General features: G+C 69.3%; 12 protein-coding genes. 5 read left to right on the forward strand and 7 right to left on the reverse strand.

The features are described 5' to 3' along the window. Positions 1–5 precede the first annotated feature (5 nt). From A37E_RS0110135 to A37E_RS0110155, 5 genes are all read right to left on the reverse strand, one after another. Positions 6–1,463 carry a nickel-dependent hydrogenase large subunit gene (locus A37E_RS0110135; protein WP_029556474.1) on the reverse strand — a complete coding sequence of 486 codons (1,458 nt, stop codon included), beginning with the start codon at positions 1,461–1,463 and terminating at the stop codon, positions 6–8. After that, positions 1,460–2,479 carry a HupU protein gene (locus A37E_RS0110140; protein WP_245279308.1) on the reverse strand — a complete coding sequence of 340 codons (1,020 nt, stop codon included), beginning with the start codon at positions 2,477–2,479 and terminating at the stop codon, positions 1,460–1,462. Before A37E_RS0110140 ends, A37E_RS0110135 begins: the two co-directional genes overlap by 4 nt. Continuing rightward, on the reverse strand, positions 2,476–3,873 hold the full coding sequence (locus tag A37E_RS0110145; protein WP_029556476.1) for an ATP-binding protein: 1,398 nt from the start codon (positions 3,871–3,873) through the stop codon (positions 2,476–2,478). The genes A37E_RS0110140 and A37E_RS0110145 overlap by 4 nt, the downstream gene beginning before the upstream one ends. Positions 3,874–3,941: 68 nt before the next feature. Next, on the reverse strand, positions 3,942–4,892 hold the full coding sequence (locus A37E_RS0110150) for a hypothetical protein (RefSeq protein WP_029556477.1): 951 nt from the start codon (positions 4,890–4,892) through the stop codon (positions 3,942–3,944). Positions 4,893–5,003: 111 nt separating this feature from the next. Continuing rightward, the gene (locus A37E_RS0110155; RefSeq protein ID WP_038192863.1) at positions 5,004–5,633 is read right to left on the reverse strand and encodes an alpha-ketoglutarate-dependent dioxygenase AlkB; all 630 of its coding nucleotides are present in this window, start codon (positions 5,631–5,633) and stop codon (positions 5,004–5,006) included. A 215-nt stretch (positions 5,634–5,848) separates the two neighbouring features. On the opposite strand from A37E_RS0110155, the gene A37E_RS0110160 reads away from it, so the two are divergent. Then, positions 5,849–6,376, forward strand: coding sequence for a hypothetical protein (locus A37E_RS0110160; protein WP_156026281.1), 528 nt, complete (start codon positions 5,849–5,851; stop codon positions 6,374–6,376). Between the two features lie 78 nt (positions 6,377–6,454). Next, positions 6,455–6,838 carry a VOC family protein gene (locus A37E_RS0110165; RefSeq protein WP_029556480.1) on the forward strand — a complete coding sequence of 128 codons (384 nt, stop codon included), beginning with the start codon at positions 6,455–6,457 and terminating at the stop codon, positions 6,836–6,838. Positions 6,839–6,859: 21 nt separating this feature from the next. On the opposite strand, the gene pncA is transcribed toward A37E_RS0110165, so the two are convergent. Next, positions 6,860–7,522, reverse strand: coding sequence for a bifunctional nicotinamidase/pyrazinamidase (gene pncA / locus A37E_RS0110170; protein ID WP_051678916.1), 663 nt, complete (start codon positions 7,520–7,522; stop codon positions 6,860–6,862). Positions 7,523–7,741: 219 nt separating this feature from the next. Between pncA and dnaK the strand changes: the two genes are divergently transcribed. Both dnaK and dnaJ read left to right on the forward strand, forming a co-directional pair. Next, a complete protein-coding gene (dnaK, locus tag A37E_RS0110175) occupies positions 7,742–9,637 on the forward strand; it encodes a molecular chaperone DnaK (RefSeq protein ID WP_029556482.1) in 1,896 nt (631 codons plus the stop codon). A 245-nt stretch (positions 9,638–9,882) separates the two neighbouring features. After that, positions 9,883–11,025, forward strand: coding sequence for a molecular chaperone DnaJ (dnaJ, locus tag A37E_RS0110180; RefSeq protein WP_029556483.1), 1,143 nt, complete (start codon positions 9,883–9,885; stop codon positions 11,023–11,025). A 13-nt stretch (positions 11,026–11,038) separates the two neighbouring features. On the opposite strand, the gene A37E_RS0110185 is transcribed toward dnaJ, so the two are convergent. Further along, complete coding sequence (locus tag A37E_RS0110185; RefSeq protein WP_156026282.1) at positions 11,039–12,016, reverse strand: NAD-dependent epimerase/dehydratase family protein; 978 nt, start codon at positions 12,014–12,016, stop codon at positions 11,039–11,041. A gap of 80 nt (positions 12,017–12,096) precedes the next feature. On the opposite strand from A37E_RS0110185, the gene A37E_RS0110190 reads away from it, so the two are divergent. Continuing rightward, positions 12,097–12,741 carry a TetR/AcrR family transcriptional regulator gene (locus A37E_RS0110190; RefSeq protein ID WP_051678917.1) on the forward strand — a complete coding sequence of 215 codons (645 nt, stop codon included), beginning with the start codon at positions 12,097–12,099 and terminating at the stop codon, positions 12,739–12,741. Positions 12,742–12,802 lie beyond the last annotated feature (61 nt).

The raw sequence follows: 12,802 nt of genomic DNA on the forward strand, positions 1-12,802 counted from the left end.
GCCGCTCAATGCACCGTGCAGACCATGCAGGGATCGAACGAGCGCACGATGTGCTGCACGGCGAGCGGCGTCGTCTCTCCCTGCCGCACCGGCGCACCCACGAGAGCCGTCTCCAGCGGTCCGGGCTGGCCGGCGGCGTCGCGGGGGGAGAAGTTCCAGGTGGTGGGCGCGATAATCTGGTAGCGGGCGATGCGGCCGCGCTCCACCACCATCCAGTGGCCGAGCGCGCCGCGCGCCGCCTCGGTGAGGCCGAAGCTGCGGCCGGTCTGCGGCAGGGCGCCCTGCGCGCACCAGGGCTCGCCGGGCCGGAGCGCGCGCACCCAGTTTTCCATGGCGATCAGCGTGCGCGCGGTCTCCACCAGCCGCCCGACAACGCGCGAGCGCACATTGGCGCCCTCCTTGGTCGCGAGGTCGCGGGCGAGCGGCTGGCCGGCGATGACCTGCCGGGCGAAGGCGCCGGTCTCAAAGGGAAGGCCGGCGAGGCGGGGCGCCTTGCACCAGGTGTAGCCGGTTTCGTCCACGCCATCGGGAAAGGTCGAGCCCTCGAACGGGTGATGCGGCGCCTCCCGCCCCTCCATGCGGGCGAAGGAATGATCCTCGGCGATGGCCGAGGTGTCGACCGAGCCGAGGCGGCCGCCTGCGAAGGTGCCGGCCGCATAGAGCCGGCCCTCCTGCTGCGGATAGGCGCCGTAGGAGAGGAAGCGGTCGTCGGCCCGGCCGAGTGCCGCGAGGCTGAGGTCTTCGGCGATGGTGAGGAACAGGCGGAAATCACCGTCCGGCCCCGTCCGGCGCCACGCGTCCAGCTCTTCCGCGTCGGCCAGCGCCGCGACGCGCTCCAGCGGCGCGCCGAAGAGGCGGGCCTCGAGGTCCGCGCGCACGGAGCCGAGGGTGGCCAGCAGCCGCATCTTGTCCCGCGCGTCCGCCCCCTTGGCGACGCCGCCGGGCTGGAGCGCCAGGGTATGCGGCCAGCGGCCGGCGAGCAGGCCCATGACGTGGAGCAGCGTCGTGCGGGTGGCGAGGGCCTCGCGCACGCTCAGCCCGTGCGCCGCCTTGAACCGCCGCTCGGCTTCCGCGAACCACGGCCGGTCGGCATAGGCCGCGCGGGCGAAGTCCGGCATGAAGAAGACGTGGAAATGGGTGAGGTGGTCGGCCAGATTCTCGGTGGCGAGGATGAGGTTGGTGGCGACGCGCCCGTTGTCGGTGGGCACCACGCCCTCCAGACCCGCCAGCGCCAGCGCCGCCGCATGGGATTGCGACACCGAGCAGATGCCGCAGATGCGCGGCGCGATCACGAGGGCGTCGCGCGGATCGCGCCCTTCCAGGATGCGCTCGAAGCCCCGGAACAAAGGCGAGGAGACGAAGGCCTGCTTCACGGCGCCGTCCGCCACGTCGAGGCGCACCTCCAGGTCGCCCTCCACGCGGTTGAAGGGGCCGACCACCAGCCGTTTCGTGCCCTCGGTCATCGCTTTTTGATGTCCCGGACGGCGGGCGGGGTGACCACATGGTCGCTCACCGCATTGCGGCGCAGGCGTTCCGGCGTCGCTGCCTTGGCCAGCGAGGAGAGGGCGATGAACCACGCTTTCGGCATGTCGGTGGGCAGGCCCACGGGGATGCCGCCGATCTTCGGCGTCTCGATGAAGGCGTGGCCCGGCTCCTCGAACTCGGGCGCGGTGCAGTTGATGCAGGCGTGGCCGCCGCGGGTGCAGGAGCCCTCGCCGTTCCACAGGCGGGTGTTGCAGTCCGCATGGGCCTGGGTGCCGAGGCAGCCGAGGTGCTCCATCATGCAGCCGAGGTCGCTCATCTTCTCGGCGCTGGCCTTGTACTCGTAATATTCGTTGCGCGGGCAGCCGTGGTGCACGAGGTGGTCGGCGTAGAAGCGCGGGCGTCCGTAGCTGTCGAGGTCGCCGCCGTGCAGCAGCCCGGCGGAGAGCAGCATCAGCGTTTCCGTCACCCAGTTGGGATGGGTCGGACAGCCGGCGACATTGATGACCGGCAGGCCGGCACGGGCGCGGAAATCGGCGCCCAGCGCCCCGCCCGGCCGGCGCCCGTCATATTGCAGGCCGCAGGCATCGGCGGGATTGACGCCCGCCGCCGTCACGCCGCCATAGGCCGCGCAGGTGCCCACCGCCACCACGTGCTCCGCCACCGCCGCGAGCCGGCGCACCCAGTCGATGGTCGCCGTGTCGGTGCCGGCGAGCGTATGGAAGCGCCCGGTGCCGTTCGGCCCGCGCAAAAGCGCGCCCTCGATGCACAGGGCATCGAGCCGGATGTCGCCGGACAGAACCGCCTCGAATACGGCAATGGCCTCGTCCCCCGTCTCCTCCGAGAGGGTGGGATGCCACAGGAAGCGGATGTTGGCCGAGGCCATCGTCGCGGCAAGGTCCGGCGCCTCGGCGCACAGCAGCGACATGGTGCAGCCGCCGCAGCCGCCCGATTGCAGCCAGAGCACGGTAAAGGGCGCGTTCAGGTCCCGCATCATGGCGCCGCCGGAAGTACGAGGGAGAGGATGGCGCCGCCGTCCGGATGGTTCGCGGCTTCGAGCCGTCCCTCGTGCTCTTCGGCGATGCGATAGCAGATGGAGAGGCCGAGGCCGGTGCCCTTGCCCACGGCCTTGGTGGTGAAGAAGGGGTCGAAGATGCGGTCCATGAGCGCGTCGGGAATGCCCGGCCCGGTATCGCGCACCCGCACCGCCACCTGCAGCCCGTCCGGGGTCTGGAAGCGGGTGCCGGTGATCTCCAGCCGGCGGTCGGGGCGGCCTTCCATGGCGTCCACGGCGTTCTGCACGAGGTTCATCATCACCTGATGGATATGGCCGGGATGGCCCACCGCCTCCAGCCCCTCGGGCACGGCGACGGTGATGGGCAGGTCCGGCATCTGGGATTTCGCCACCCAGTCCACCGCCGAGCGGACCACGCCGGCGAGGTCGAACACCTCCCGCGCCTCGCGCCGGTCGGAGGAGAAGCGGCGCAGGTCCGCCACGATGTCGCGCACCCGCTCGGCGCCCTCCAGCATGCCGGAGAGGGTGGCGGGAATGTCGGACAGCGCCCGGTCGATGCGCAATTCGCCCCGCGCCTTGGCGAGGGTCGCGGCATCGGCCCCCGCATGCACCTGATCGAGATAGGCGATCAGCCGCTCGGCATAGCGCTTCATCGCATGGGCATTGCCGTAGACGAAGGAGATGGGATTGTTCAGCTCATGGGCGACGCCGGCCACGAGGCGACCGAGGGAGGCCATCTTCTCCGCATGGACCAGCTGCTGCTGGGTGCGCTTGAGATGCTCGTGGGCCTTGGCGAGGGCGCCGTAGGCGGCGCGCAGTTCGCCGATGGGGCGGCCCACCAGAACGATGCCCACCGCCCGCCCGCGCGGATCGAACCTCAGAGCGCCGTTGACCGCGATGGCCAGCGGCCCGTCCGGCGTCGCCAATGTAAATTCCCGGTCGGCGATGCGCTGGCGGCGGGCGACGGTGGCGAGCACGTCGGCCGCCGTGGTTTCGGATGAGGCGTCGAGCAGATCGGACAGGGAACGGCCGAGGAGGGCGTCGGCCCTGAGGCCGAAGGCGCGCTCGGCGGCGAGATTCACCTGCTCCACCCGGCCGGAGAGGTCGCACGCCACCAGCACGTCGGTCATGGAGCCGAGGAGGCCGGCGATGAAGCCTTGGGCTTCTTCCAGCGCGGTGTTCTTGGCCTCCAGCTCCACCTGCTGGCGGACCAGCTCCGCATAGGTCTCGTCCATCTTGCGGATGACGGCGATCCACGCCTCGTCCGCATCGATGGCGCCGAAGTCCGTCCCCGCCCCCGGCAGGGAAAGCGCGCCGGCGAGCGGACTGTCGGGCAGCGGTTCCCTCGGCGCATCCTTGCGCCCGGACATGGGCATGAGCGGTCCTCGGCGGAGGAAGTGACCGCGAAGGGTAATCCCGCGGGTGGTACCGGCGCAATGCGCGCCTAGCGGGACTCCACGCCGTCCCGCAGCGCCCGCAGGCGGTCATAGACGTCGGGGAAGGCGTCGAGCTTGGTCACGCCCACCATGCGGATGTAGGCGGTGGGTCCGAAGCGGATCCACTGCACCACCTTGATGGGCACGCCGGTGCGGGCGTCGGCGCCGGTGGCCATCACCTCGAAGCCGGCCTGTCCGTTGATGCGCTGGGGCTCGGCCCTGTCGAGCTTCAAGTCCTTCACACCGGGAATGGTGGAAAGGGCGCGCAGGGCAAACTGGCGGCGCTCGTCGTCGCGCGGCGCGCCGCCGGCGATGGAGACGACGAACACCGGCTGGTCGGGGCCGTCGAGCGCATCCTTCGGTCCGTCGGTCAGGAGCAGGGTGGTGCCGCCCAGCGCCCGCACGGGGCGGAAGCCGGCGAGGTTGGTGACGGCGAAGGGCAGGGAGGTTGCCTGATCGGCGACGCTGCGGAATGTGATGGTGGACAGCGCCTGGCGCACCACCTTGTCGGGATAGCTGGACGCGCCCGCCTCGGGCACCTGCACGGTGACGATGCCCGTGCCCTTGTCGCTGCCCACCAGCAGCACCCATTTGCGCACCGTGACCGGCCCGGCCGTCTGGCGGCCGATGAACAAGACCGCCTTCGCGTCCTTGAGCGGGAAGTCCTCGCGGTCTTCCAGGATCACGCCCCGCGTGTTCAGGGCCTGTGCGCTGAAGCCCGGCAGGAGCTGGTCATAGGCATCGGCCGGCATGTCCACCACCAGGATGGAGGACTTCGTCGCGTCGTCCTCGAATCCAGCGAACTGGTTGCTCTCCACCATGCCCGGCGGCGGCACGAGGCCAAGGGCCGAGCCGCGCGGATACATCACCTCCGTCGCACTGGCGGGGGCGGCCAGCGATAAGGCGAAGAGGACGGCGAAGGCGGCGGAGAGGAAGGCGGACGTGAAGGCGAGGCGCATCGAGGGCTCCGGCGGAACCCGGCCAAAGCGGGCCTTCGCCTGCGGGCCGGTCTGCCTGTGTCCGGCGGCAATCCGGCTTTTCTGTGAATGACGTGGCGGAAAAGTGGCCGATCACGCGGCGGTGACGCGTCGCAGCGTGAGATTGAATCGCCCGCCCTCCTCGACCAGCCGGGAGGTGCCGGGCAGCAGGCGGTCAATGCCGTGGAAGGCGAGGCGGCTCGGCCCGGACAACAGGAAGACGTCGCCCGACGAGAGGTGGATGGAGCGCGTCGGCCCCCGCCGTGTCTCGCCGCCCACACGGAAGACGGCGGTATCGCCCAGCGACACCGACAGCACCGGCGCGGTGAAGTCGGCTTCGTCGCGGTCCTGGTGCAGGCTCATGCGGGCGTCCGGGGCGTAATAATTGATGAGGCACGCCTCGGGTGGGGGCGCCCCGCCGGCGAGACGCTCCCACAGCTCCATCAGTCGCGGCGGCATGGCCGGCCAGAGGCGGCGCGTGTCCGGGTGGAAGCTCTGGTAGCGGTAGCCGGCGGCATCCGACACCCAGCCGAGCGGTCCGCAATTGCTCATGCGCACGGAGAAGGGTTGGCCCGAACGCGGCATGGTGGGCGTGAAGAGGGGCGCTTCGTCCAGCACCGCGCGGATGTCGGCGAGGAGCAGGGCTTGCGCTTCCCGGTCCAGCGCCTCCCGGAACCAGAGGGCGCCGGGCTGGAGTTCGAGGGGAGCCGGCGCTGCCGCCATAGATCCCGTCATCGCCCGGACGCCACGATCTTTGCGCACGTGATCTTGGCAGATTGAAGAAGAGGCGGCAGCGGCATGGTGGCTTTCCCTTGTCCTGACGCCGGTTTTAACAAGGTAGTAACTATATATTTCATCTCAGGTTTCGGCCATATGCCGACAGAATCCCCGCGGACGATGCCTTCCCGGTGCTGGGGTTGGGAAGAGGAGTTGTCGTCATGCGCAATCATCTCCTGTCGAATGGTCTTTTTTCTCGTGGCCGGGCGTGTCCGGTGATGCTGTCCGGTCTGGTCGCTGTCGCCTTCCTCCCGCTGGTGGTCGCCGGGGGCGTCTCCCCCGCCGCCGCCCAGACCACGGTGGCGGTGCCCGGCGGCTATGTGACCTTCACGCCGGTGCAGCGGCGCTACATCGAGACCTATGTGGTTCGCCACCCGGTTCCGCCGGCCTATATCCCCGGCGGCTTCGTCGCCGAGGTGGGCGCGGTGGTGCCGCCCGACGTGGACCTGCGCCGCTTCGGTGCCGCCCCGGAGCCCTATGGCCGCTACGGGCAGGCGGTGGCGCAGGAGGACTATGGCCAGCCGGGCGACGGCGCGGACTTCGACGACGACGAGGGCTACCAGACGCTGGACGAGGCCGGATACACACCGGGCGCCGGCCTCTCCCAATACCGCTACGTCACCCTGCCCGGCAATGAGGCGGCGGTGGTGGAGCCGCGCTCGCGGCGGATCATCCTGATCGTGGAGTAGGTCTCGCCCTGCGTGGCGGCGGCGCGATGCCTCGGGCATAGTGCCGCCGGCCATCCGGCCGGTTCGAGGGAGGCGCCGATGGGCCCGCACGGGAAATTCTACTGGAACGAGCTGATGACTGACGACGTGGAGAAGGCGCAGGCCTTCTATGCCGCGACGCTGGGCTGGACTTTCAGCGAGATGCCCATGGACGGCGGCCACGCCTATTACGTCGCGACCCTCGGCGGCGAGCCGGTGGCCGGGATGATGGACAAGACCGAGATCCTGCCGCCGCAGGTGCCGCCCCACTGGTTCAGCTACATCAATGTGGACGATGTGGGCGCGCGCGTGGAACTGCTGAAAGCGGCCGGCGGGCAGGTGATCCGTGAGCCTTTCGACATTCCCGGCGTCGGCCGCATCGCCATCGTCTGTGACGCCACCGGCGCGCCGTTCGGCATGATGACCGCCGCCGATCAGGGATAGTCCACGGTCGCGGTCATTCGCTCAGGCGAGAAGGTCCGCCGCCGCCAGCCGGCGGACTGCGACTCTGTCCATGTCGGCAAGGGCGGCCGCCAGCGAGCCGTCCACGTCGATGGAGCGGCAGGCGTCCTCGATCACGTAAGTGGTAAAACCGTGCCGTGCGGCGTCCACTGCCGACCACGAGACGCAGAAATCGAGGGCGAGGCCGGCGAGATAGACGGTATCGATCCCCCGCTCCCGGAGGTATCCGGCAAGGCCGGTGGGCGTGGTGCGGTCGGCCTCGTAGAAGGTGGAATAGCTGTCGATGGCCTTGTGGTGGCCCTTGCGGACCACCAGTTGCGCGTGGGGCACGTCCAGGCCCGGCGCGAAGGCGGCGCCCGGCGTGCCTTGCAGGCAATGGTCCGGCCACAGGATTTGCGGGCCGTAAGGCAGATCGATCATGTCGTAGATCGCCCGGCCGGGATGGGTCGAGGCGAAGGAAATGTGCCCCTGCGGATGCCAGTCCTGCGTCAGAACGACGTTGCGGAAGCCTGCGGCGAGCCGGTTGGCGAGGGGCACGACATCATGGCCGCCGGGCACCGCAAGGGCGCCGCCGGGCAGGAAGTCCACCTGCAGATCGACGAGGATGAGGGCCGTGCGCGGATCGGCTCCGGGACCGGGCCCGGCGGTTGGCTTGAAGGGGGCCATCCGTTTTCCTCGCGCGGCTGTGAAAAATGGAGCGTGGCGCCTGCTACCATGCCTTGCGGGGCCAAATCACCCCCCCTATATGCGCCTCGATCGCTGTTTTCGCGGCGAACCCCAATTCTAAAGTTTCAGGGGGCCGGCGGATCGGTCGCGAGAGGGGCTCGCGGCCCTCCACCTCGGGTGCCGCAAGGGCCCGGTCGGCCTGCCGGCAAGGAGAATCATATGGCCAAGATCATCGGTATCGACCTCGGCACCACCAATTCCTGCGTCGCGGTGATGGAGGGGTCCACCCCGAAAGTCATCGAGAACGCCGAGGGCGCGCGCACCACGCCCTCCATCGTCGCCTTCACGGAGGACGGCGAGCGTCTCGTCGGTCAGCCTGCCAAGCGGCAGAGCGTCACCAATCCCGAGCGCACCTTCTTCGCGGTGAAGCGCCTCATCGGCCGCCGCTATGACGACCCGACCGTCGCCAAGGACAAGAACCTTGTGCCGTACCAGATCGTGCGCGCCGACAACGGCGACGCCTGGGTGGAAGCCGACGGCAAGAAGTATTCCCCCTCGCAGATCTCCGCCTTCATCCTGCAGAAGATGAAGGAGACGGCCGAGTCGTTCCTGGGCGAGAAGGTGGAGAAGGCGGTCATCACCGTCCCCGCTTACTTCAACGACGCCCAGCGCCAGGCCACCAAGGACGCCGGCCGCATCGCCGGCCTCGAGGTGCTGCGCATCATCAACGAGCCCACCGCGGCGGCTCTCGCCTACGGCCTCGACAAGAAGTCGGCCGGCACCATCGCGGTCTATGACCTCGGCGGCGGCACCTTCGACGTGTCGGTGCTGGAGATCGGCGACGGCGTGTTCGAGGTGAAGTCCACCAACGGCGACACCTTCCTTGGCGGCGAGGACTTCGACATGCGCCTCGTCGGCTACCTCGCCGATGAGTTCAAGAAGGAGCAGGGCATCGACCTGCGCAACGACAAGCTCGCCCTCCAGCGGCTGAAGGAAGCCGCCGAGAAGGCCAAGATCGAGCTGTCGTCCGCGACCCAGACCGAGATCAACCTGCCCTTCATCACGGCGGATGCGACCGGCCCGAAGCATCTCACCATGAAGCTCACCCGCGCCAAGTTCGAGGCGCTGGTGGATGACCTCATCCAGCGGACCGTCGAGCCCTGCCGGCTCGCGCTGAAGGATGCCGGCCTCACCGCCGGGCAGATCGACGAGGTCGTCCTCGTCGGCGGCATGACCCGCATGCCCAAGGTGCAGGAAGTGGTGAAGCAGTTCTTCGGCAAGGAGCCCCACAAGGGCGTCAACCCGGACGAGGTGGTCGCCATCGGCGCCGCCATCCAGGCGGGCGTGCTCCAGGGCGACGTGAAGGACGTGCTGCTGCTCGACGTGACCCCGCTGTCGCTGGGCATCGAGACGCTGGGCGGTGTCTTCACCCGCCTCATCGACCGCAACACCACCATCCCGACCAAGAAGAGCCAGGTGTTCTCCACGGCTGAGGATGGCCAGACTGCGGTGACGATCCGCGTGTTCCAGGGTGAGCGCGAGATGGCCGCGGACAACAAGATCCTCGGCCAGTTCGACCTCATGGGCATTCCCCCGGCGCCCCGCGGCGTGCCGCAGGTGGAGGTGACCTTCGACATCGATGCCAACGGCATCGTGCAGGTTTCCGCCAAGGACAAGGGCACCGGCAAGGAGCAGCAGATCCGCATCCAGGCCTCGGGCGGCCTGAATGACGCCGACATCGAGAAGATGGTGAAGGACGCCGAGGCCCACGCGGCCGAGGACAAGAAGCGTCGGGCCCTGGTGGAAGCCAAGAACCACGCTGAAGCCCTCGTCCACTCCACCGAGAAGGCCGTCGCCGAGCATGGCGACAAGGTCGGCGCGGCGGAGAAGGGTGCCATCGAGGCGGCGCTCAATGACCTCAAGTCCTCGCTGGAAGGCGACGACGTGGAGGCGATCACCGCCAAGACCAACACCCTCGCCCAGGCCTCCCTCAAGCTCGGCGAGGCCATGTATGCGGCCCAGCAGGGCGGCGCGGAGCCCGGCGCGGCCAAGAAGGACGACGTGGTGGACGCCGAGTTCACCGAGGTCGACGACGACAAGAAGAAGTCTGCGTGACTTTGAAAAGGACCGGCGGGCGAGCCCCGCCGGTCTTTCGCCGCCGCGGCGGCCATTTGATTCGCGCCGTTTCAGGCGTTATTCCCCGGATTGACCGGGCGCAGGCCGGACGCAGCGCCGACCCTTCTTCCAGATGCTGAGCGGGGTGCGTGAGGCTGGGGACCGGCATCCGATCGCTATTGCAGGATGGCCGCTCAAGACAGAGCCGGCGTGGCAAGTGCCAGTGTGGCAGGTGAAGGCAGACGATGGCCAAGCGCGATTATTATGAAACCCTCGGCTGCGATCGCGGCGCCGACGAGACGGTGCTGAAGGCCTCCTACCGCAAGCTCGCCATGAAGTGGCACCCCGATCGCAATCAGGGCGATGCGGAAGCCGAGGTGATGTTCAAGGAGGTCAACGAGGCCTACGAGGTCTTGAAGGACCCCCAGAAGCGCGCCGCCTATGACCGCTTCGGCCATGCCGCGTTCGAGAATGGCGGCGGCGGACCCGGCTTCGGCAACGATTTCGCCTCCTCCTTCGCCGATATCTTCGATGATCTGTTCGGCGGCGCCATGGGCCGCGGGCGCGGCGGTGGCGGCGGCCAGCAGCGCGGGCGCGGCTCGGACCTGCGCTACAACATGGAGATCACCCTTGAGGAAGCGTTCGTCGGCAAGACGGCGCAGATCAAGATCCCCACCTCCGTCGCCTGCGAGGCCTGCAACGGCACCGGCGCCAAGCCCGGCACCCAGCCGAAGGCCTGCCGCACCTGCGGCGGCGCCGGCAAGATCCGCCATGCCCAGGGCTTCTTCACCCTTGAGCGCACCTGCCCCACCTGCCAGGGTCGCGGCAGCGTCATCGAGGACCCGTGCGGCGCCTGCGCCGGCGCGGGGCGCGTGACGCGCGAGCGCACCCTCTCGGTGCAGATCCCGCCCGGTGTCGAGGACGGCACCCGCATCCGCCTCGGCGGCGAGGGCGAGGCCGGCGTGCGCGGCGGGCCGGCGGGCGACCTCTACATCTTCCTGTCCATCGAGCAGCACGCCTTCTTCCAGCGGGAGGGGGCGGACCTCTATTGCCGCGTGCCCATCTCCATGGTCACGGCGGCGTTGGGCGGCGCGGTGGAAGTGCCGACCATCGACGGTGACAAGACCAAGGTGAAAATTCCCGAGGGCACCCAGTCGCAGAAGCGCTTCCGCCTCTCCGGCAAGGGCATGCCCATCCTGCGCTCGCGCTCCGCCGGCGACATGTATGTGCAGGTGGTGGTCGAGACGCCGCAGAAGCTGACCAAGCGTCAGAGGGAATTGCTCGCGGAATTCGACAAGGAAAGCTCCGGCGAGACCCATCCCGAATCCGCCGGCTTCTTCGCCAAGGTGAAGGAATTCTTCCAGGGCGCGGCCGGCGAGGGGGCCTGATCCCCGCTGGCGGTCAGCCGGCGCGCGCCGCTTCCATGCATCGGGCGATGCCGTCGGCATAGGATGTCTTCGCGAGGGGGCCGATGGCCCTTTCAAGGGCGCTGCCGTCGAAGATCACCGGCTCTGTCATCAGATAGTGCATTTCTACCAGCTCGCGCATGACCGGATCGAATAGGCCGGCGAGGCGCAGCATGGTCTTGCCCGCGACCATGAGCTTCGGCGCGCTTCCCGCCAGAGCATAGGCCTGCCGCGCCACCTCCCGCACCGTGATGGTGCCCGCCCCCGCGAGATTGTAGCTGCGGCCGAAAACCTCCTCCCGGCCGAGCAGGGCCCGCACCACCGGCCCCACGTCCGGCACGAAGACGAACTCGTGCGGGGTGTCGATGGGCCCCACCACTTTGGCCCGGCGCCCCGCCGCGGCGGCGGCGAAAAGGTCCGCGAGGAAGCTGCGCTCCACGCCGGGGCCGTAGAAATCGGGCAGGCGCAGGATCAGCCCTCGCAGCGCACCGCGCGCGTCGGCCTCCATCAGGATGTCCTCCTGCTCCTTGCGCATCCGCCCCTTGAAGGTGTGCGGCATGCGCGGATGGCTCTCGTCCACGCGCGCCGCCTGCGGCCGGCCGAAGGGATAGGCGGTGCCGATGAGCAGCACCCGCCGCACCCCTTCCGCCTCGGCCGCCTCGATCACGGCCCGCATGAGGCGAGGGTGGAGGTGAAAGGCGTCATAGGGCACGCCAACCATGTGCACGAGCGTATCCATCCCGCGCACGGCGGCCCGCAGGCTGGCCATGTCCTCCGGGTTCCAGACGCGCGGGGTGGCGAGGGGGTACCCTTGGAAGGCGGCCGATAGGCCGGCGGCGGAGCGTCCGACCACGGCGAACGGCGTGCCGGCCGCGCTCAGGGCCTGGGCGATACTGCCGCCGATGGCGCCAGTCGCCCCGACGAGGGCGATTCGGGGCGCGTCCACGGCTTGCAGGGGAGCGGGGGGGGTCATTATGGTGGGGTCCTGAACAATGTTCACTAAACATCGTTCATAAACTGAACATTGTTCATGTCAAGCGGCAGGGAGCCGTCGTGTCCGAAGTGAAGTCCTCGCCTCCGCCCGCCGGCGGCTCGACGCGCGCCCGTCGGAAGGAAGATGCCCGCGCCCGCATCCTCGCCGAGGCGCGCCGGATCGTTCTCGACCAGGGGTTCGAAGCGCTCACCATGCGCCGGATCGCCGAGGCCGCCGGCTATTCGGCGGCAGCGCTCTATCTCCATTTCGAGAATCGCGAGGCCATCGCCCGCGAGCTCGGCGAGGCCGGCATGCGCGCCCTGCTCGACGCCCTGGCCGAAGCCGGCAAGACGGTGGACCCGCTCCAGCGGCTCAAGGCCCTGGGGCTCGCCTATGCGGCGTTCGGGCGCGCCGAGCCCGAGACCTACCGGCTGATCTTCATGGAGCCGGGCTTCGCGGCCACCGCTCTGGGCGGAAAGGATGCGGCCGGGGCGGCGGCATTCGCGCTAATCGGCGGCGTGTTCCAGGATCTCGCGACCGCCGGGCGGCTGCGGGACGGGCTCGACATCGAGAGCCTCGCGCTGACCTTCTGGATCGTCCTGCACGGCATGGTCAGCCTGAAGCTCACCTGCTCCGCCTTTCTCGTCGCTTCCGAGGAGGATCTCCTCGCGACAGCCCTCGACAACCTGCTTCACGGGGCCCTGCGCCCGAACCGCGAACCTTGACCCGGCCCCCTTTCCCGTCTAAGCGCCTGATATCCGACCCGCTCGGGCGCCCCGAGGTGCA

This window comes from Xanthobacter sp. 91 (genome assembly GCF_000702385.1).
GTDB classification, from domain to species: Bacteria; Pseudomonadota; Alphaproteobacteria; order Rhizobiales; family Xanthobacteraceae; genus Xanthobacter; species Xanthobacter aminoxidans.